This window comes from Plantactinospora sp. A48, from assembly GCF_055793945.1.
Map to the genome: position 1 here is coordinate 17,307 of NZ_JBTIXF010000044.1, position 20,171 is coordinate 37,477.

A 20,171-nucleotide genomic window follows, 5' to 3' on the forward strand; every position below is an offset into this window, starting at 1 on the left:
AATGAGCCCCTCTTTTCATTACTTTCCTCTAGGTACCTACTATCCCAGCGATGGTTGGCTTCCGTCGAGCCACAGACAACTCGACGACCGGGAGTGAACATGATCGTGGTGACTGGAGCGACGGGCAACGTCGGACAGCCCCTGGTGCGGATGCTCGTCGCGGCCGGAGCGCAGGTGACGGCGGTCTCGCGACGGATCTCAGCGCTGGATGTGCCATCGGGGGTACGACACCAGCAGGCCGACCTGGCCGAGCCGAGCAGCCTCGCGCCCGCGCTCGACGGTGCCGAAGGGCTGTTCCTGCTGACCTCGGGCGACTTCGTGTCGGCCGGCGGCAACGTCAGCGCCGTACTCGATGTCGCGCGGGCTCGCGGGATCCGCCGGATAGTCCTGCTGTCCTCACAGGGCGTTGCCACAGGACGCCATCCCGCGACGCTGGAGGACCCGGTCAGGCGGTCGGGTCTGGACTGGACACTGCTGCGGCCCGGAGGCTTTCACTCCAACGCGCTCATGTGGGCCGAGATAGTCCGTTCGCAACGGATGATCGCCGCGCCGTTCGGAGATGTCGCGCTACCGACCATCGACCCGATCGACATCGCCGAGGTTGCCGCCGTGGCGTTGCAAGATTCCGGTCACGTCGGCAAGGCATACGAGCTGACCGGGCCGGCACCGATCTCACCTCGGCAGCAGGCGATGGCGATCGCCGACGCGCTGGGTGAGCCGGTCCGGTTCGTCGAGCAGAGCCGCGCGGAAGCTCGGGCACAGATGCTGCGGTTCATGCCAGAGTCGGCCGTAGCGGCCACCCTTGACATCCTGGGCACGCCGAAGCCCGAGGAGCAGCGGGTTAGCCCTCATGTCGAGCAGATCCTCGGCCGCTCGCCCCGCACCTTCGCCGACTGGGCGGCGCGTAACAGCGCCGCCTTCAAATAGCCCGTCGAAGCTCGACACGCACGCGGCGGACACGGCCGACAGGGGCAGGGCCGACACGACAGGAGCGCGACCATGCCATGAACGGCGCACCGGATGATGCCTTACCGCGTTGCGGCGTCGTCGCACAATGCACCCATGTGGCAGTGGGGGCGGACGAGGTGCCCGGTCCAGCGGGTCGAACAGGAATGGATCGACACCTCACTGGACTGGCTGCGGAGCGAATTCGGTGACCACCGCCTGCACCACACGGTGGTCCTGCCGACCGACGACTTCTTCCCCGGTGCCTATCACGGTTCGCGGGAGGACATCAGGTCGGTACTCGGGACACTCTGCGCCCATCTGAGCATCGACCCGGCCCGGGTCGACCTCGAGCACTACGCCGACGATGTCGACCCGCGGCTGTCCCGGCACGTACCGGTCACCTCGCGGTCGGTCGGCGCGGCCGGTCACCACCGGGTACGCGACGGCCGCTCGGTCATCGCCATCAAGGACGAGCAGGCGGCCACGCCCATGGCCCTGGTGGCGACCATCGCCCACGAACTCGGTCACGTGCTGCTCCTGGGCGACGGCCGGATCTCGGCAGATCGGAAAGACCACGAACCGTTGACCGACCTGCTGACCGTCTTCTTCGGCCTGGGCATCTTCACCGCCAACGCCGCATTCGAGTACACCCGCGACAGGGCCAGGTACCGGACCTCACGGCTGGGCTACCTGACCGAACCGATGTACGGCTACGCCCTGGCCCGATACGCGTGGCTGCGTGCCGAAACCGACCCGCCATGGGCCACGCACCTGGACACGAACCCCCGCACCTACCTCAAACGCGGCCTGCGCTACCTCACCCAGCGCAACCCCTGACCCGGAGTCCGCACCGAACCCCGGCGGCGGTTCACCGTCCACGATCGTCCCGGCCGGCAAGGTCGGGACGGCGTTGACAACGAGTCGCTGACCCACGTCCGGAGATAGCGATGCAGCGCAGACCCGCCCGGGACCGTGGGAAGACCCATCCGCCCTCGGCCAGCGTCTCGATCCCGCGCCGCAGGGTGACGATCAGCCCACCGAGCACCTCAGCACTCGCTATTCTGCACCTTATGTACGAAACTCTTATTTCTCCGGATGCCACCGAATTCAATGGAAAGCGGGCGATAGTCACGGGAGGTAGTCGCGGGATCGGCGCGGCCATCGTGCAGCGGCTGCTCGACGGCGGCGCGACCGTCGTCACCACGGCGCGTAACGCCTCCGACGAGACACCGAAGGCCGCCACCTTCATTCAGGGCGACATCGGCACGCTCGCGGGCGTGCGGGCATTCACCACGGCAGCGCTCGACGAACTCGGCGGCGTCGACATCGTGGTCAACAACGCGGCGGCGGCCCGCCTCCACATGGGGGGCATCTCATCCATCCCCGACGAGGAATGGATCGACGCACTCGACCTCAACTACCTGTCCGCGGTGCGGGTCAACAACGCGCTGCTGCCGGCGCTGCGCGAGGCCGGGTCGGGCAGCGTGATCGTCAACATCTCATCGGGAGTGGCCCTCACACCGACGCCACCATTCGCTCACTACGGTGCCGCCAAGGCCGCCCTCAACGCCTACAGCAAAGCGCTCGCTTCCGAACTCGCGCCAGCCGGAATCCGCGTCACCACGATCATCCCCGGCAACGTGCTCACCCCCGGCGCCGACGCGATCCGCCAGAACTTCGCCGACGCGATGGACGTCCCGCTTGCCGCCACGACAGCGGGCATCCCGCTGGGGCGTCCCGGAGATCCGCGCGACATCGCCGAGGCCGTTGCCTACCTCGCGTCGGACCGGGCTCAGTGGGTCACCGGAGTAAGCCTGACAGTCGATGGCGGTGAACTCCCCGTCATCTAGCGCCAGTTTCGGGTGACGATCAACGGCAACGAGCCCGGCTACCGGGAGTGGCATCGATGACCGACGGTGAACAGCACCGCCCCGAGATCGTCGTCGGAGTGGTGGCGACCCCACCGAGGCCGCCGACGCGACGGCGTCCGCAGACGCATCCGGCAGCAACTGAGCGAACCCGCCGGCGCTGTGGCAACACTGGCCGGATGAACTCGACGATGCTGGTGCCCGGGCCGAAACTCGCCGTCGCGTTGGCGCTGCTGACCGCCGCCGCAGCCGCCATCGCCACCGTCGGACGGCTCGGACACGGCCGACAGCTCGCCGTCGCCGCCGTCCGCGCCGCGCTGCAACTGGGCGCCGTGTCACTGGTAATCACCGCGATCGTCGGCTCGCTGTGGGCCACCGGGGCGTTCGTCCTGCTCATGTGCGTGGTCGCCACGGTCACTTCCGGCCGGCGGATCACCGGTGGGCCGTACGGGTGGTGGGCGGGGGTCCCGATCGCCACCGCCAGCCTGACCGTCGTCACCGCCCTGCTGCTCGCCGGTCTGGTGCCTTTGCGCGGCATCGCGATCATCCCGATCGCCGGCATCCTGACCGGCGGCGCCATGACCGCCACCAGCCTCGCCGGGCGGCGCTTCAACGACGATCTTCGCGCCCGGGGCGGCGAGGTCGAAGCCGCCCTCGCGTTGGGTCTACTTCCCCGCGACGCTCGGCTGCTCGTCTGCCGCCCCGCCGCGAGCCAGGCACTCATCCCCGCCCTCGACCAGACCCGCACCGTCGGCCTCGTCACCCTCCCCGGCGCCTTCGTCGGCGTCCTCCTCGGCGGCGCGAGTCCCCTGACCGCCGGGATCACCCAGCTGTTCGTCCTCGTCGGCCTCCTCGCCGTCGAAGCCACCGCCATCGTCCTCACCATCGAAATCATGGCCCGGGAACGTCTACTCCCCCGATCACCGTGAGCCCGGCGAACGCCCAGCCTCGCGCCCGCCGCATCCCGCGACGGCGACCCGTGGTGGTCCCGCCTCGATCAAGACCGCTCCGACGCCCGGCTGCACGCTGCCGTCGATCAGGTCCCTTCCCGGGCCGTCAGTCGCGGCGTACCGCGTAGCGCAGGTGGGTGACGAGCGAGGTCTGCCGGGCCCCGATCTGGGTCAGCCGGACCCTGCCGGCGCCGTCGAACAACCTCTCACCCTCACCCAGCAGCACCGGCGCGACGTGCAGGCGCAGTTCGTCGACCAACCCCGCGGCCAGGAACTGGTTGACGGTCGCGGCACCCCCGGCGACGGAGACATTCCGGTCGCCCGCCGCCTCCCGGGCCAGCTTGAGCGCCTCGGTGATCCCGTCGGTCACGAAGTGGAACGTGGTGCCCCCGGTCATCTCCAACGGCGGGCGCGCGTAGTGGGTCAGCACGAAGACCGGGGCGTGGTAGGGCGGTTCCGCACCCCACCAACCCTGCCAGGTGAGATCCCACTCGCCGCGGATCGGGCCGAACATGTTGCGGCCCATGACGAACGCACCGGCGTCGGTGATGGCGGCAAGCTCCGGCGCGTTCTCCTCCGCCGCGTCGAACATCCACTGGTGCAGAACGGTTTCCGCGCCCTCACCCAACGGGGCGTCCACACTCTGGTTCGGCCCGGCGACGAACCCGTCCAGCGAAGCGGCGATGTCAACAACGACCTTGCCCATGACAGAACTCCTCTTGTCGAACGCGGCCTTCTCGGCCCCTTCACCCGTCAGTCGGAGCCACTCCCCCAGTCTCGACACCCGCCCGACAAAATCCTGCGGAACTGTCCGAGGAACACGCCGTGGGCATGTCCACCCAGCCAGGTCCCGTTCGTGGTGACGGTGACCGACGCGTCAACCACTCCTGTCGAAGGCGGTCAGGGCGGGTTTCCAGCGCCTGGTCCATCGCCGGCGGCCGTGCCCGGTGCTGCCGCTCGCGCACGATCGGCGGAGCGAACGAGCCGTCGCGGTCGCGCGGTACGCCGATCCCGACCGGGCCGACATCGGTGAGTACGGTCTCGGACCGCGCACCGCCGCGGGAGTGCTCCTCTTTGATCAGGAGTTACACCGTTTGGTTGTTGTGCAGATCCGGCCCGGCCGGCTCAGACCTCATAGCCGAGGTTGGGCCGTAGCCAGCGCTCGACCTCGTCGACCGGCATGCCGCGACGGGTCGCGTAGTCGGTGATCTGGTCCCGGCCCAGGCGGCCGACCGTGAAGTAGCGCGATGTCGGGTGTTGGAAGATCAGACCGCTGACGGCGGCGGCCGGGGTCATCGCGTACGACTCGGTGAGCCCCACGCCGATCGCGTCCGTGCCGAGCAGCCGGAACAGGTCCGCCTTCGCACTGTGGTCGGGGCTGGCCGGGTAGCCGAGGGCCGGCCGGATCCCGCGGAACCGCTCGGCGTGCAGTTCCGCCAGGCTGGGCTGGGCGTCCGGCTCGAACCAGTCGCGGCGGGCCCTGAGGTGAAGGTGCTCGGCGAATGCCTCGGCCAGCCGGTCGGCGAGCGCCTTGGCCATGATGGCGCGGTAGTCGTCCTTCTCGGCCTCGTAGCGGGCGGCCAGTTCGTCGGCCCCATGGATGGCCACCGCGAAACCGCCGAGGTGATCACCAGCCCGGGGAGCGACGTAGTCGGCCAGGCTGCGGTTGGCACGGCCGGCCGGCTTCTGGGTCTGCTGGCGCAGCATGGGGAACCGCACGCCGTTGTCGAGCACGATGTCGTCGCCCTCGGAGCGCGCACCCCAGAAGCCGTACAGGCCGCGCGCCTGGAACGAGCCCTCCGCGATGATCTTGTCGAGCAGGGTGTTCGCGTCGTCCCACAGTTCGCGGGCCACCGGTTGGTCGAGGATCTGCGGGAACTTGCCCTTGAGTTCCCAGGCGAGGAAGAGGAAGGTCCAGTCGACCAGCTCACGAAGTTCGGCGATCGAGGGCTCCACGACGCGTACGCCGGTGAAGGCGGGAGTGGGCAGGTCGCTGAAGTCGACCACCTCCCGGTTGGCCCGCGCCTGATCGAGGGTGAGCAGCGGTTGGGCGCGCCGGTTGGCGTGCTGGTGGCGCAGTCGTTCCTGGTCGGCCCGGTTCGCGACGTCGAGCTTCTCGGCGCGATCGGCGTCCAACAGATCGGAGACCACGCCGACGACCCGGGACGCGTCGAGCACGTGGACGGTGGTGCCGCCGTACGCCGGGGCGATACGCACCGCCGTGTGCTGCTTGGACGTGGTCGCGCCGCCGATCAGCAGCGGCACCTTGAGGCCGCGCCGCTCCATCTCGGCGCCGACCGAGACCATCTCGTCCAGCGACGGGGTGATCAGGCCGGACAGCCCGACGACGTCGGCGCCCTCGGCCACGGCGGTGTCGAGGATCTTGGCGGCCGGCACCATCACGCCGAGGTCGATCACCTCGTAGTTGTTGCAGCCCAGCACCACGCCCACGATGTTCTTGCCGATGTCGTGGACGTCGCCCTTGACGGTGGCCAGCACGATCTTGCCCTGGCCGCGGCTGGTCGGAAGGATGCCGGCGGCGCGCGCCCGCTCCTTCTCCTCCTCCATGAACGGTTCGAGGTAGGCCACCGAGCGCTTCATCACCCGGGCGGACTTGACCACCTGCGGCAGGAACATCCGCCCGGAGCCGAACAGGTCACCGACGATCTTCATGCCGTCCATGAGCGGGCCCTCGATCACCTCGAGTGGTCGCGGGTACTGCTGCCGGGCCTCCTCGGTGTCGGCCTCGATGAAGTCGACGATGCCGTGCACGAGCGCGTGCGACAGCCGCTCGGCGACCGGCGTCGCCCGCCAGGAGAGGTCGACCTCGCGCCGCCGGCCTTTGCCGGTGACGGTCTGCGCGTAGCTGACCAGTCGGTCGGTGGCGTCGTCGCGGCGGTCGAAGAGTACGTCCTCGACCAGCTCCAGCAGCTCGGCCGGGATGTCCTGGTAGACGGCCAACTGACCGGCGTTGACGATGCCCATGTCGAGGCCGGCCTTGACCGCGTGGAACAGGAAGGCCGAGTGCATGGCCTCGCGGACCACGTCGTTGCCGCGGAACGAGAACGACAGGTTGGAGATGCCACCGCTGGTGCGTGCGCCCGGGCAGCGCTCCTTGATCAGGGGAAGGGCCTCGATGAACGCCTTCGCGTACCCGTTGTGCTCCGCGATGCCGGTGGCGACGGCGAGTACGTTCGGGTCGAAGATGATGTCCTCGGGAGCGAAACCGGCCACGTTGACCAGCAGGTCGTATGCCCGACCGCAGATCTCGACCTTGCGCTCGCGGGTGTCGGCCTGGCCCTGCTCGTCGAAGGCCATCACCACCACGCCGGCGCCGAAGTCGCGGATCCGGCGGGCGTGGTCGAGGAAGACCTCTTCGCCCTCCTTGAGGCTGATCGAGTTGACCACCCCCTTGCCCTGCACGCACTTCAGCCCGGCCTCGAGCACGCTCCACTTCGAACTGTCGAGCATGATCGGGATGCGGGCCACCTCGGGCTCGGTGGCGATCAGGTTGAGGAACGTGGTCATCGCCCGCTCGCTGTCGAGCAGGTCGGCGTCCATGTTCACGTCGAGCAGGTTGGCACCACCGCGTACCTGGTCGAGCGCGACGTCGACGGCACCCTGGTGGTCGTCGGCCTCGATGAGCCGGCGGAAGCGGGCCGAGCCGGTCACGTTGGTCCGCTCGCCGATCATGACGAAGCCGGTGTCCGGGCCGATCGCGAAGGGTTCGAGGCCGCTGAACCGGGTGGTTTCCGCCGGCGAGGGGACATCGCGCGGCCTGGCGTCCCGCACCGCCCGCGCGATCCGTTCGATGTGCGCGGGAGTGGTGCCGCAACAGCCGCCCACCACGTTGACCAGCCCGGCCCGGCCGAACTCGGCGATCAGTTCCGCCGTTTCCGCCGGGGTCTGGTCGTAGCTCCCGAACGCGTTCGGGAGGCCCGCGTTGGGGTGAGCGGCGACGAAGGTGTCGGAGACGCGGGCCAGCTCGGCCAGGTGCGGCCGGAGTTCCGCCGCCCCGAGTGAGCAGTTGACCCCCACGACCAGCGGCTCGGTCCGTTCGATCGACCGCCAGAACGCCTCCACGGTCTGTCCGGAGAGGGTGCGCCCGGACAGATCGACGAACAATGAGATCCAGCGCGGCAGGTCGGGTGCCACCTCGCGGGCCGCCGCGACAGCCGCCTTCGCGTTCAGCGTGTCGAAGATCGTCTCGATCAGCAGCAGGTCGACGCCGCCCTCGGCCAGCGCCGCGACCTGCTCCGCGTACGCCGCCTTGACCTGGTCGAAGGTGACCGCCCGGAAGGCCGGGTCGTCGACCTTTGGGGAGAGTGAGAGGGTGACGTTGAGCGGCCCGACCGAACCGGCGACGAATCGGCCGCCCGCCTCGTCGGCCGCCTGCCGGGCCAGTTGGGCACCGCGGATGTTCATCGCGCGGACCTTCGACTCCAGGCCGTAGTCGGCCTGGCCGATGCTGGTCGCGGTGAACGTGTTGGTCGTCGTGATGTCGGCGCCGGACGCGAGATACTGCCGATGGACGTCGAGGATCAGATCGGGCCGGGTCAGGTTGAGCAGGTCCGGATCGCCGGTGACGTCCCGCGGATGATCGGGAGGAACCACACCGCCGGCCCGATAGTCGTCGGGCGTGAGTTCGGCCGTCTGGAGCATCGTGCCCCAGCCGCCGTCGAGCACCAGAACCCGCTCGCTCAGCAGACGTCGCAGCTCAGCGGTTGTCGTGCGGCTACCCATACCAACCACCTCCGGTGTAACGGAGGCGCCCTTGGTAGGTTTCCCTCCCACCACGCGGAATCGCGACAGGCGGGCCGGACGAGCGTGGCGGAACCTGATCCGAAATCCGGTCCCGCTGCAACGCCTCTCGTTCCGGACTGACCATGTTACCGACTTTGCCTCCGGTCGGGGCGGGCCACCCAGTCACAGAAGACGCGGCCTGCGCTACCTCGCCCTGCACAACCCCTGATCCGGATTCCGCACGAACCTCGCCGCCCGGCACGGTTGCTTCCGCACCCCGGGCGGTCACACAGCCCCACGGGTGTTGCAGGTGGCGGAGGTTGAACGATGGCTGCCAGCGACCTGGCAGCCATCGTCTTCTTCTACCTCGGGTGGTGCCGGGTGGACGGCGGGTCTCCCCGGCCGGTGGGCAGGACCTCCTCGACTCCTTCCGGCACGTACGTCAGCTGGGGGGTACCACGTTCATCACGTACTGGCCAGCGACGTTTCCGGCCGGGGAGAAGTTCGCCACGATGTAGGTTTCCCAGTACTGATTGCCCTGGCCGGCGACTCGCCCCACGCCGATCTTCGTGGTGTTCTTCCACACCAGTGCGGTGAAGTGCCCGGTGGGCTTGTTCGGGTCGGGGTCGATCTGCTTCCCCGTGGCGTAGTCGTAGTTGCTGTTCTCGGCGTACCAGCTATTGACGGCGGCGGTTCCCGAGCCCGCCGTGGGGCCGGACGTGGTGCCCGCCCACGACGCGTTCTCGCCGGTGCCCGAGCGAAGGCCCTCGTGGGTGAGGTCGTCCTTCTCCGCCATGAACGAGGCGCGCGACTTCGCGTACTCGACCAGCTCGGGATCGAGGGTGAGTGGCGGTGATCCGTGCCTGGCCCGCAGCTCGTTGACCTTGTTCAGAACCTCTTGCAGGAACTCGTCGTTGGTTCGATCGGAGAATCCAGCACGCACGATGTTGCACCTCTTCTGAAGACGAACGACGGAAGGTGGGACCGGCAAATGGTCAGCACCCAGTGAACTGTCACCCGGCTGGTCACGGCGTCGACAGATGCGTCCGGTTTCACCCGGTACAAAATATCTGTCAGCTTCGACCTCCTCCCCTCCATTCCGGGGAATTCACAGTGTCACCGGCTGATTACTCAAAGGGAACCCTCGCGCGTTGATCCGACCCAACCCACCCGCGGACGCCATACGCCCACGGAGGCTGATGCGGTGCCCTGCACCTGCAACGCGTGCCGCTCCAATGGTTCCGCAAGCGCCCGAATGGGCGGCAGATCGAACCGATCGACGTACCACGCGCGACTGACGCTCATCCATGCACAGTGGAAGCGCGGGTGCACCCCGCCCGACCATCCACGGTGGTTCGCTCGTGATCGCCACGCTGTTGGTCCAACACATCGAAGCCGAGCAGGTCGGCCAGGGCGGCCGGATCCCGGCGTCGGTCAGCTCGCCCTTGGCTGAATCTTCCATACACTCAGCTTGTGTCAGCCTGATCAGCGGGTATGTCTGGTACGGAGAATCGAGGGCCGGGACATGCAGACCGTCGGGGCGCGGGCCGTCATTCGGCCAGTGAGCGAAGCCGATCTCTGTGCGGTGGCGGGCCTGCATGCCTCGCACAGTGGCGAGGCGGCTGGTGAACTCTTCCCCCGTCTGGCTGTGGAACTGCGGCGCGACGATCGGTGGCTGTGGGTTGCCGAGGTGCGGGGCGCCGTCGTCGGGTACGGTCGACTGAGCCTGCACCGGCCCGCCGTGGTCGGGCCACGTGACGCGCCGTCGGGGTGGTATCTCGGGGGAATGGTCATCGCTCCGGAGTGTCGACGCCTCGGGATCGGTACGGCACTGACGCGGATACGCATGACGGAAGCGTTCGCCTACGACAAGTCCGTATGGTATTTCGCCAACGCGCGGAATGCTCCATCCATCGCGATGCACGAACGCCTCGGGTTCAGGGAGGTGACCAGGGAATTCAATTTCCCGGGAGTCACCTTCAGCGGCGGCGTGGGAATCCTTTTCCGCGCCGACGGCCCAGAGCCGACGCGACCGGGTTGACCGGCGCATTCGGTGAGGCCCTCGTGTGAGCGAGTGCGTATCCCTGTTTGCCGAGGACGCGTCGTGGAGCGTGCACCGGGAGTGGTTGACGATCCAGCCGAAGGCGACCTCCGTACGTGGGGGTCAGTGCCGGGCGGCAGGAGTTCGCCCGGCCAGCCCGGTGATGAACGTGGCGATCTCGTCGGGGTTCTCCTCGGCCATGAAATGCCCGCTGTTGGTGGCCTGGTAGGTGAGATCCGGGGCCCATGCGCGCCAGAGCGCGGAGGCGTCGAAGCCGAGCTGGGAGCCCCAGTCCTGGGAGATGACACCGACAGGCATCGCGAGTTGTGCGCCGCGCTCACGGTCGGCGACGTCCATGTCGAGGTCGATGCTGGCCGTCGCGCGGTAGTCCGCCACGATCGAGTCGATCGCGGCGACGGAGCTGTCGACGTAGTAGTCGCGCTCTTCGCGGGTGAAGGTGGTGCCGCTGGGATCCCAGGCGTCGAGGAAGGAGCCGAAGAACTCGGGACCGACGGCGGCGATCATCTTCTCGGGCAGGCCGGCCGGCTGCGCCATGAGGTACAGGTGCCAGGCGACCTTGGCGTTGACGCCCTGCAGGACGGCCCACGTGTCCAGGGTGGGCAGGACGTCCAGGATACCGAGATAGCACACCGCTTCGGGGTGGTCGAGGCCGGTGCGGACGGCGACGAGAGCGCCACGGTCGTGGCCGACGAGCCCGAAGCGATCGAAGCCGAGCTGACGGGCGATGGCGATCACGTCATTGCCCATCGTGCGCTTGGAGTAGGTGCCAGGGTCGTCGGCGACGGGCTTGCCGCTGGCTCCGTAGCCTCGAAGGTCGGGGACGATGACGGTGTGGTCGGTCGCGAGTTTCTCGGCGACGTACCGCCACATGTAGTGGGTCTGCGGGAAGCCGTGGAGCAGCACGACGGCCGGCCCTTGGCCGCCGACAGCGACGTTGAGATCCACGCCGGCGTCGCCAGCGATCGTGCGGTAGGTGAAGTTGTCGATCGCGAATGACGTGGTCACGAGTTCTCCTGGGGTCGGTTGGTGGCGCGGGTTTCGGGATGGCCGGAGAAGATGCCGGCGGGCAACGTGGTGACGCTGGCAGCGGAGGCGACGAGCGCAGGGATGATCACGGTGTCCACGAGCGCGGACAGGTAGGCGTCGTCGACCGCGAGGCCGTTCGCGTGCCGGAGCAGCAGCACTGACCCGACGACCTCCTCGAAGGCGAACGGGCGCGCACCGGTGGGCAGTTCGCCACGGGCGACCGCGGCGTCGATGACCGCCTGCGGCAGCCTGGCCCCCGTGGGACCCGCGGAGCTCTCGATGGCGTCGCACAGCTCGGGGTCTTTGAGCCCGGCCTGGAGCAGCATCAACGCGGTGCCGATGTCGGCGGCAGCCATCGTGCGCTCCAGCCGCCGAGCCAGGATCAGGAGGTCCTCGCGCAAGGTGGTCCCGTGCGGCACCGGGGACGTCGAGTGCTGGGCGGGCCCCGCCTTCACCGCGGCGATGACCATGTCCCGCCTGGACCCCCATCGCCGATACAGGCTGGCCTTCGACGTCTGACAGCGTCGAGCCACCGCCTCGAAGGACACGCCCTCGTACCCGTCCTCAGCGAGAACCTCGAGTACGGCCGCGGTGATCCGACGCTCAAGCTCGGCATCGCGCGGTCGGCCGCGGGCCGTTGAGGAGTTGCCACTTCGATACGCCACGCCCCGTATCGTATCTCACGAACGACGGGCGCCGCCGGCGCCCGGTCGCTGGCCAGCGGCGGACTGTTGGTGTCGCACCCGCCAGGGCGCGTGTCCCCCACACCGCAACGTGGCTCTTCGCACCGCTCCCCCGTGCTGGGTACACCGCCACAGGACCCGCAGCGATGTCGCGCCGTCGTTAGTCAGCAGGCGAGAGTCACGGTTACCGGGGTGCCGTCGTATTCGACTGTCGCGGGCGGGCCTCCGGGGGTGGTGACCGTGAACATCCGCCGGGCGAGCATCCCCGGGAAGCTCCCGCGAGGGGCAGAAATCGACAGGGTACGATCGCGCTCGCTCCAGCTGAAGTCGATCCGACTGAATGCGCCGTGCTCGTAGTCGTAGCTGGTCCCGTCGTCCTCGTACAGGGTGAAGTATCCATCGGCTCCGTCGAAGACGCGGATCTCCAACGCGTCCCAGCGCACCGCGGCGGTCGAAAGCGCCACGGGGGCGAGCGGCAGGATGCTTCCGGCCCGCACATGCACCGGGATGCGGTCTATCGGGGCGGGCACGGTGTGTGTCGCGCCGCCCGGCAGGCGCTGCCCGGTCCAGAAGTCGTGCCAGCCACCCGGGACCTGGGGCAGGTAAACCGGCCAGGTCTCGGCGCGTGACACGTGCACGGGGGCGATGTGCAGGGATCGGCCGAACATGTACGTGTACCGCTCTTCCAGTGCCCGATCATCGTGGCCGAAGTCCAGCACCAGGGGCCGCATCAGACTCGACCCGTGGTGCGTGACCGCGGCGGCCTCGCTGTAGATGTACGGCAACAACCGGTAGCGCACCTCGAGAAACCGGCGGACGTTCTGTTCGACCAGCTCGCCGAACCGCCACGGCTCCGTGTCGGTCTGGTAGCCGTGCACCCGCAGCAGCGGCAGGAACGTGGCGTACTGGAACCAGCGCACGAACCGCTCGTGATAGTCCGGATCGCGGTACTGGTCCTCACCCGGCCGAAAGAATCCGCCGGCGTCCACCGTCCAGTAGGGCACGCCCGCCGCCACGAAGTTGAGGCCCGCGGTGATCTGGCGGCGCAGCGTCTCCCAGTCGTTGCCGATGTCCCCGGACCACACGGCCACGCCGTAGCGCTGCCCTCCCGCGTTCGTGCTGCGGATGAGGGTGAACACCCGCCGTCGCGGCGCGGCGGACCGCTGCCCGCGGTAGACCGTGCGGGCGACCTGCAGAGGGTAGACCGCGCGCACCGTCTCACCCGGTCCTGCCGCCGTCATCCGCCCCGGCAGGTCGTCGTTCTCGGGCTCGGCCGCATCCTGCCAGAACGCGTCCACCCCCAGACTCAGCAGGTTTTCCCGCTGCGTCTGCCAGTAGTGGTCGCAGGCACGCTGGTCGAAGAAGTCGACCCAGTCGGTGCCTTCGAGGTAATAGCCTTTCTCCGCGAAGCTGGCGCCGATATCACTGGCCCGGTCGATCCTGGGCCACACCGAGAGCATCAAGCGCAGGTCCAGATCGTGAAGCTCACGGATCATCTGCGCCGGGTCGGGATAGAACTCCTCGTCGAAGCGCATCGCGTTCCAGCCGTGCCTGCCCCAGTACTGCCAGTCCTGGACCATCACGTCGACCGGCAGGGCGCGGCGGCGGAACTCGCGAGCGGTTGTCAGCAGCTCGTCCTGGCTGGTGAACCTGTCCCTGCAGTGGATATACCCGAACCCCCACAGCGGCGGCAGCGGGGCGGCGCCGGTCACCAGACGGTACTGCGCGATGACGTCCGCGCCGCTGCGCCCGGAGAGGACGACGTAGTCGACCGCGTCGGCCACCGGGGAACGCAGGACGGTCTCCCCGCCCGCCTGTCCGTACCACAGCCGCGGCGCGTCATCCCGCTCGCACGTCACGCGCACCGCGTGCTCGCCGGCCTCCAGGTGCGTCAACACGCTGGTGGCCGGCGGCAGCCAGCCATTGGCGAGGTCGAACAGCACGACCGCATCAATCTCGAGCCGGTACCGGGTGGCCATCCGGCGACCGATGTCCAGCAGCAGGCTGAAGGTGCCCGCCTGCGGGACGCGCAGCACACCGGTGAAGACAGCCTCATGGCGTACCTGTTGCTCGCTGCCATGCGTGGTGGTCACACTCACCGACGTGCCCTGCTTGTTCTCGGCCGCCTTGACCAGTTCCACGGCCTCGTCCAAGGGATTGAGTTCGGTCAACCCATTGTTGTGCCACAGCAACCCGTAGCCCTTGCTCGACAGGAAGAACGGCACGCTCACCTGGGTGTTGACCTGGGTCAGACGTCTGGTCGCGCCCTTGAGGTCCAGCAGGCCGTCCTGGAACTGGCCGCCGCCGAACAGCCGCTCGCCCGCCGGCCCACGGAAGCCCTGTTCAACGGCGAAGGCGGGTTCCCCGCCGACGGAGGTCTGCTCGATACGCCGGGAACCCTCCCCGACCAGTGCGTTCCCCCGCGCGTCGGAGAAGGCGATTCGCCCGGTCGCGTGCTCGACCCGGGCGGTGAGGCCAGACAACACCACCATGCTGTGCCCAGCGCCCTCGCGTACCTCAAACCCCGGGTGCCGCAGGGGCGGACGCAGCAGGTAGCTCGGCGGCACCGGCCCGGGGACAGGGGTCCAGCGCACGCGCAGCGCCTGGTCGGTCAACGGGATCAGGCAGAGATGCCCGCCGGCCAGGTCGAGCCGAACTGCGGTCTCGTCGTGCTGGAGCGTCACCGGTCCTCCTCGTTCTTCGTCTGGGGCATGGCGAGAACGGCGTCGTGGCGTCACGCGGCTGCCACGAGGACGCGGACATCCCAGGCGCCGAGCGGGACCCTGGTCCCGACCGGCGCGGTCAGCTCCGCGCCCGCGTCCGCCGTGCTGAGGGCGTCTGTCAGGTCGCACGGAGGGTTGGGGTGACCCGGTTTTGACGACAGGGCCGTCGCTCGTTGTCACGCTACTTGTCCGACTGGTGGTGCGATACGCCCAGCCTCTTCGTGGGCGACCCTGACGCTGTTCCTTCACGACGTCTGAACGAATCCGGACCGGGCGCGCGGCTGTGGAAACATGGCGGGCATGAATGGAGTGACCGAGCCGATCCGCAGCCATCGCACCGCCCAGGTGATCGCGACCGTCACCGCGAACGGGTCGCCCCTGTCCGACCGGGAGGTACTCGTCCAGCAGACCGGCCACCGGTTCCTCTTCGGCTGCACCGACTTCGAGCCCCCGGCCAACGGCGAGACTGCCAGGTCGGCGGCCGGGACTCCTGCCGACCGATGGCTTGAGCTGTTCAACTTCGCGACCCTGCCGTTCTACTGGGGCCGCTTCGAGCCGGTGCCCGGTCAGCCCGACCCGGCCGGTCTGCTGCGTACCGCGCGGTGGCTCACCGAGCGCGGCTGTGTGGTCAAGGGCCATCCGCTGGCCTGGCACACGGTGGCCCCGGAGTGGCTGCTGGACCTGTCCAACGACGAGATCGCCCGGGCGCTGACGGCTCGGATCGACCGCGAGGTCGCGGGCTTCGCGGGGGCCATCGACGTCTGGGACGTCATCAACGAGGCCGTCATCATGCCCATCTTCGACCGGTACGACAACGGCATCACCCGGGTGTGTCGCGAGGTGGGCCGCATCCCCATGGTTCGCATGGTCTTCGACGCGGCCCGCGCGGCCAATCCCCAGGCGACCCTGCTGCTGAACGACTTCGACATGTCCGCGGCGTTCGAGTGCCTGATCGAGGGCGTGCTGGAAGCGGGCATCCAGGTCGACGCGCTCGGGCTGCAGAGCCACATGCACCAGGGTTACTGGGGTGAGGAAAAGACCCTCGGCATCCTCGAGCGGTTCTCCCGGTTCGGTCTGCCCATCCACTTCACCGAAACGACCATCGTCTCGGGCCACCTCATGCCGCCGGAGATCGAAGACCTCAACGACTACCAGGTCGCGCAGTGGCCGACGACGACCGACGGCGAGCAGCGCCAGGCCGAGGAGATCACCCGGCACTACCGGACCCTGCTGTCGCATCCGTCGGTCCAGGCGATCACGTACTGGGGATTCACCGACGGCGGGTGGCTCGGCGCCCCCGGGGGCCTGCTGCGCGCCGACGGCACGGTCAAGCCCGCGTACGAGGCACTGCGCTCGCTCATCAAGGAAGAATGGTGGCTGCCGCCGACGAAGATCGCCACCGACGCGGCGGGCCGGCTGCGCTTCGCCGGCTTCCTCGGCACGTACGAGGTGTCCGCACTCGGGCGCACCACCACGCTACGACTCGACCAGCCCGGCGAGGTCGCCGTCGAGGTCGACCTGACTGAGTGACCTCCCCCCTCGTCGCAGAGGTTCCGCCCATGTCGCGCCCACGCCAAGCGTGACGCACCGCGCCGTCGTGCCACTCGAAGCACCAGGACAGCTGTGGTCGCATCGCCCAACCGGTTCAGCAGCAGTGATCCAGGTCACTCGGGGTGAACTTTCACCCGCCGGTCACGTCCGGAGCATCCGGATACCTCTCGCGTTCACGTAGGGAGCACGATGCGTTCAGTTCGCAAGATATCGGCGCTGGCACTGCTGGTGCTGGGCGTCTCGACGGCGGCTCCGGGCGGCCCGCCGGCGTTGGCGCAGCCCCGGGCCGCGAAACCCGCGACCACACCCACGGTCGCGTCGAAGCCCCGGACGGTCACTCTGCTCACCGGCGACACCGTCCACCTCGGCAGCGTGGCCGGCCAGACGACTGTCGACGTCGTACCGGGCAAGGGGCGGGAGCGGATCCCGTTCATCACCCACAGCGCCGGCGAGAACGTACGGGTCATCCCCGCCGACGCGGTCGGCCTGCTCAACCGGGGCAAGCTCGACGAGCGGCTCTTCGACATCTCGATGCTGGTCCGCTTCGGCTACGACGACACCCGGACCACGCTGCCGCTCATCGTCCAGCACAGCGGTGGCGTTCCCGCCAACCTCGCCGGAGCCCGGACCACCCGGGAGATCTCCGGAGCGAGCGCCATCGCGGAGAGCCGCGCGGACGCGGTGCCCTTCTGGAACAACATCACGTCCGCCGCGGGTGGCACCGAGCGGCGGTTGCGGGGTGGTTTCGACAAGATCTGGCTGGACGGGCTGCGTCAGCCAACCCTCGACGTGAGCGTCCCGCTGACCGGCGCGCCGCAGGCCTGGCAGGCCGGCTGGACCGGAGCGGGGGTGAAGGTCGGCGTGATCGACACCGGCGTGGACCAGACCCACCCCGATCTCGCCGACCACGTCGCCGCCGCGGAGAACTTCACCTCCGACCCGGACGCCCTTGACCGGGTCGGCCACGGTACCCACGTCGCCTCCACGATCGCCGGCAGCGCGGCCGCCTCGCAGGGCCGCTACCAGGGCATGGCGCCCGGCGCCACCCTCTACAGCGCCAAGGTCTGCACGGAGTCGGGCTGCCCGGAGTCGGCGATCCTGGCCGGCATGACCTGGGCGGCGCAGCAGGGCGTCAAGGTCGCCAACATGAGCCTCGGCGGCGCGGACAGCCCGGGGACCGACCCGATCGAGGCGGCCCTGGCCGACCTCACCCACCGCTACGGCGTACTTTTCGTCGTCGCCGCCGGCAACGACGGCCTGGCCGGCGAGTCCACGGTGAACTCACCTGGCGACGTGGCCGAGGCGCTGACCGTGGGCGCCGTGACCAAGACGGGCGAACTGGCCGAGTTCTCGAGCCGGGGTCCCCGCACGGGCGACGCCGGCATAAAGCCGGACATCACCGCGCCCGGCGTCGGCATCGTCGCCGCCCGCAGTTCGACCTCGGACCTGTGGCCAAGCGACGAGAACCCGCAGTACACCAGCCTTTCCGGCACCTCGATGGCGACTCCGCACGTGGCCGGCGCGGCGGCGATCCTGGCCCAGCAGCACCCGGACTGGGCGCCAGAGCGGATCAAGTCGACGCTGATGGCGGCCGCGCGGCCGAGCACCGCCATCGGTGTCTACGAGCAGGGCGCGGGCTTCCTCGACGTCGGCCGGGCGATCCAGCAGAGCGTCACGGCGAGCCCGGTCAGCGTCGCCTTCGAGCGGACCACCACGGCGCAGCGGAGCACGATCACGTACGCGAACAGCGGCTCGTCCGTCCTCACCCTGGCTGTCTCCCTCGACGCCAAGGACGCCGACGGCGCCCCGGCGCCGGCCGGCCTGTTCGGCCTCAGCGCCTCCTCCGTGACGGTCCCGGCCGGCGGCACGGCCACCGTGACCGTCAACGTGCAGGCCGGCACCGACCTGCCCGACCGCTACTTCGGCGGTGAGGTGACCGCCACCGCCACCGGTGGCGCGCGGGTGCAGACCCCGGTCGCGCTCGACGTCACCCGCCACCAGCTGACCCTGAACCTGGTGGGGCCGGACGGCGGGGCGCCCACGCCCGAGCAGGGCTGGGTGACCATGCTGATGGACCTGGACCGGCAGACGGTCCTGGTGCTCGACGACCCCACGGCCACGAGGTACCGGGTCCGGGCCGGCCGCTACCTGGTCCAGACGTACCTGGTGACGGGCGACCCGTACTCCCCGGACATCACCTCGTTGGTCCGTCCGAGCCTCGGCCTGACCACGGACCAGACGCTCACCATGGACAGCCGGCTGGCGAAGCCGATCGTGGTGTCGGTGCCGAACCCGAAGGCCACCGCGGTCTGGCAGGAGTCCGGCTGGACGATCCGGACGGAGCAGCCGCAGATCTGGGGCAGCAACGATCCGTACGGCGTGCTGATGAACGTACCCTTCGACCACGTGCGGACCGCGCAGGTCGGGGCCGGCAGGACGCCCGGCTTCGTCTCCTACGTCCACGGCATGTGGGGGCGGGTGACCGAGGACGGCAGCCTGCACAACAGCCCGTACGTCTACCGGGTCTACCTCTACGAGCCGGAGAAGATGATGACCGGGCTGACCCGCAGGCTGCGCGCGGGCGACTTCGCCACGGTCCGCTCCCAGATCAGCGCGGACGTGGCCGGCGTACCGGTCGCGCGGACCGCGGTCGCCCACGCGCCCGGCAACTCGCCGGTCTACCGGGACGAGCGCAATATCCCGCCGAGCTTCACCTACGACGTGCCGAGCACCATCACCGAGTACTACAACCAGGACAAGCAGGCGGTCTGGCAGTCGACCTCGGCCCAGCCGAGGTACACGTACTACCAGTCGGCGTGGACCAGCTTCCGGCCAGGGCGGACGTACACCGTGAAGTGGGCCAACGCGGTGGTCGGGCCGGTTTTCCCGGAGCCGAACTTCGCCCAGCAGTGGGCCACCCGCTACTGGGGCGACACGATGGGCGGCCCGGGCCCGCTGCACGGCGACGGCGCCGGGCACGACGGCTTCCGGTTCGTTCGCGACGGCAGCGTGCAGGTGGATCTCTACCGCAACGGGGTCAGGGTCGGGGACGCGAACCAGGTGCCCTGGTCGTGGGACGTGCCCGCGGAGGCGGGTGACTACCGACTGGCCGCGACCTTCCGCAGCGACCCGGCCTTCACCCTGTCGACGGTCGTCGACGCGGAGTGGACGTTCACATCCGCGCACGTGAGCGACGGCGAACTGGTGAAACTGCCGATGACGGCGATCCGGTTCACCCCGGCACTCGACATCGACAACCGGGCGCCGGCCGACCGGCTGTTCGCGATCCCGGTCTCGCTCGACCGCCAGGTCGGCGCGGAGCGGGGTCGGACCACGACCTTGACCGTCGAGGCGTCGTTCGACGACGGCAGGACCTGGCGGCAGCTGACCGTGCTGCGGTCCGGCGAGAGGGCGGTCGCCTGGGTGCGCAACCCGGCCGGCACCGGCTTCGTCTCACTGCGGGCCGCCGCGAGGGACACCAGGGGCAACACGGTCAAGGAGACCATCATCCGCGCCTACCGGTACTGACTGCGGGTGAGCCCTGGACGCGACGCCCACCGACGCCGCGTCCAGGGCCACCGGCGCCGCGGCGGCCGGTAACGGATCCCGCCGGACCG

The 20,171-nt window shown here is 69.3% G+C and carries 13 protein-coding genes and 1 pseudogene; 7 read left to right on the forward strand and 7 right to left on the reverse strand.

Translation table 11 applies throughout. The features are described 5' to 3' along the window. Positions 1 to 99: 99 nt before the first annotated feature. From ACXN5W_RS20990 to ACXN5W_RS21005, 4 genes are all read left to right on the forward strand, one after another. A complete protein-coding gene (locus ACXN5W_RS20990; protein WP_473160043.1) occupies positions 100 to 927 on the forward strand; it encodes an NAD(P)H-binding protein in 828 nt (275 codons plus the stop codon). Positions 928 to 1,062: 135 nt separating this feature from the next. Continuing rightward, positions 1,063 to 1,785 carry a hypothetical protein gene (locus tag ACXN5W_RS20995; RefSeq protein WP_473160044.1) on the forward strand — a complete coding sequence of 241 codons (723 nt, stop codon included), beginning with the start codon at positions 1,063 to 1,065 and terminating at the stop codon, positions 1,783 to 1,785. 233 nt (positions 1,786 to 2,018) lie between these two features. Further along, complete coding sequence (locus tag ACXN5W_RS21000) at positions 2,019 to 2,798, forward strand: SDR family oxidoreductase (RefSeq protein ID WP_473160045.1); 780 nt, start codon at positions 2,019 to 2,021, stop codon at positions 2,796 to 2,798. A 197-nt stretch (positions 2,799 to 2,995) separates the two neighbouring features. Further along, complete coding sequence (locus tag ACXN5W_RS21005; RefSeq protein ID WP_473160046.1) at positions 2,996 to 3,745, forward strand: ABC transporter permease; 750 nt, start codon at positions 2,996 to 2,998, stop codon at positions 3,743 to 3,745. Positions 3,746 to 3,872: 127 nt separating this feature from the next. Here the strand turns inward: ACXN5W_RS21005 and ACXN5W_RS21010 are convergent, their stop codons facing one another. The 4 genes and pseudogenes from ACXN5W_RS21010 to ACXN5W_RS21025 all read right to left on the reverse strand — a co-directional run bounded on the left by ACXN5W_RS21010 (position 3,873) and on the right by ACXN5W_RS21025 (position 9,452). Beyond that, positions 3,873 to 4,472, reverse strand: coding sequence for a dihydrofolate reductase family protein (locus ACXN5W_RS21010; RefSeq protein ID WP_473160047.1), 600 nt, complete (start codon positions 4,470 to 4,472; stop codon positions 3,873 to 3,875). 238 nt (positions 4,473 to 4,710) lie between these two features. After that, positions 4,711 to 4,833: pseudogene (locus ACXN5W_RS21015) on the reverse strand (transposase); the annotation flags it as partial. Positions 4,834 to 4,891: 58 nt separating this feature from the next. Further along, positions 4,892 to 8,509, reverse strand: coding sequence for a methionine synthase (gene metH / locus ACXN5W_RS21020; protein ID WP_473160048.1), 3,618 nt, complete (start codon positions 8,507 to 8,509; stop codon positions 4,892 to 4,894). Between the two features lie 442 nt (positions 8,510 to 8,951). Next, the gene (locus tag ACXN5W_RS21025) at positions 8,952 to 9,452 is read right to left on the reverse strand and encodes a CAP family protein (protein ID WP_473160049.1); all 501 of its coding nucleotides are present in this window, start codon (positions 9,450 to 9,452) and stop codon (positions 8,952 to 8,954) included. A 618-nt stretch (positions 9,453 to 10,070) separates the two neighbouring features. On the opposite strand from ACXN5W_RS21025, the gene ACXN5W_RS21030 reads away from it, so the two are divergent. After that, on the forward strand, positions 10,071 to 10,550 hold the full coding sequence (locus tag ACXN5W_RS21030) for a GNAT family N-acetyltransferase (RefSeq protein ID WP_473160050.1): 480 nt from the start codon (positions 10,071 to 10,073) through the stop codon (positions 10,548 to 10,550). Positions 10,551 to 10,673: 123 nt separating this feature from the next. On the opposite strand, the gene ACXN5W_RS21035 is transcribed toward ACXN5W_RS21030, so the two are convergent. From ACXN5W_RS21035 to ACXN5W_RS21045, 3 genes are all read right to left on the reverse strand, one after another. Then, the gene (locus ACXN5W_RS21035) at positions 10,674 to 11,576 is read right to left on the reverse strand and encodes an alpha/beta fold hydrolase (protein ID WP_473160051.1); all 903 of its coding nucleotides are present in this window, start codon (positions 11,574 to 11,576) and stop codon (positions 10,674 to 10,676) included. After that, positions 11,573 to 12,262: a TetR/AcrR family transcriptional regulator gene (locus ACXN5W_RS21040; RefSeq protein WP_473160052.1), complete on the reverse strand. Its 690-nt coding sequence runs from the start codon at positions 12,260 to 12,262 to the stop codon at positions 11,573 to 11,575. The genes ACXN5W_RS21035 and ACXN5W_RS21040 overlap by 4 nt, the downstream gene beginning before the upstream one ends. A 182-nt stretch (positions 12,263 to 12,444) precedes the next feature. Beyond that, a complete protein-coding gene (locus ACXN5W_RS21045; protein ID WP_473160053.1) occupies positions 12,445 to 14,964 on the reverse strand; it encodes a glycoside hydrolase family 31 protein in 2,520 nt (839 codons plus the stop codon). 339 nt (positions 14,965 to 15,303) lie between these two features. On the opposite strand from ACXN5W_RS21045, the gene ACXN5W_RS21050 reads away from it, so the two are divergent. Then, positions 15,304 to 16,533, forward strand: a complete 1,230-nt coding sequence (locus tag ACXN5W_RS21050) for an endo-1,4-beta-xylanase (protein ID WP_473160054.1) — start codon at positions 15,304 to 15,306, stop codon at positions 16,531 to 16,533. A 210-nt stretch (positions 16,534 to 16,743) separates the two neighbouring features. Continuing rightward, positions 16,744 to 20,082: a S8 family serine peptidase gene (locus ACXN5W_RS21055; RefSeq protein WP_473160055.1), complete on the forward strand. Its 3,339-nt coding sequence runs from the start codon at positions 16,744 to 16,746 to the stop codon at positions 20,080 to 20,082. Positions 20,083 to 20,171: the final 89 nt, after the last annotated feature.

Excerpts from the sequence above, each read along its gene's own strand:
- ACXN5W_RS20990 (WP_473160043.1), top strand. The coding sequence starts at position 100 with ATGATCGTGGTGACTGGAGCGACGGGCAACGTCGGACAGCCCCTGGTG.
- ACXN5W_RS20995 (WP_473160044.1), top strand. The coding sequence starts at position 1,063 with ATGTGGCAGTGGGGGCGGACGAGGTGCCCGGTCCAGCGGGTCGAACAG.
- ACXN5W_RS21000 (WP_473160045.1), top strand. The coding sequence starts at position 2,019 with ATGTACGAAACTCTTATTTCTCCGGATGCCACCGAATTCAATGGAAAG.
- ACXN5W_RS21005 (WP_473160046.1), top strand. The coding sequence starts at position 2,996 with ATGAACTCGACGATGCTGGTGCCCGGGCCGAAACTCGCCGTCGCGTTG.
- ACXN5W_RS21010 (WP_473160047.1), bottom strand. The coding sequence starts at position 4,472 with ATGGGCAAGGTCGTTGTTGACATCGCCGCTTCGCTGGACGGGTTCGTC.
- metH (WP_473160048.1), bottom strand. The coding sequence starts at position 8,509 with ATGGGTAGCCGCACGACAACCGCTGAGCTGCGACGTCTGCTGAGCGAG.
- ACXN5W_RS21050 (WP_473160054.1), top strand. The coding sequence starts at position 15,304 with ATGAATGGAGTGACCGAGCCGATCCGCAGCCATCGCACCGCCCAGGTG.
- ACXN5W_RS21055 (WP_473160055.1), top strand. The coding sequence starts at position 16,744 with ATGCGTTCAGTTCGCAAGATATCGGCGCTGGCACTGCTGGTGCTGGGC.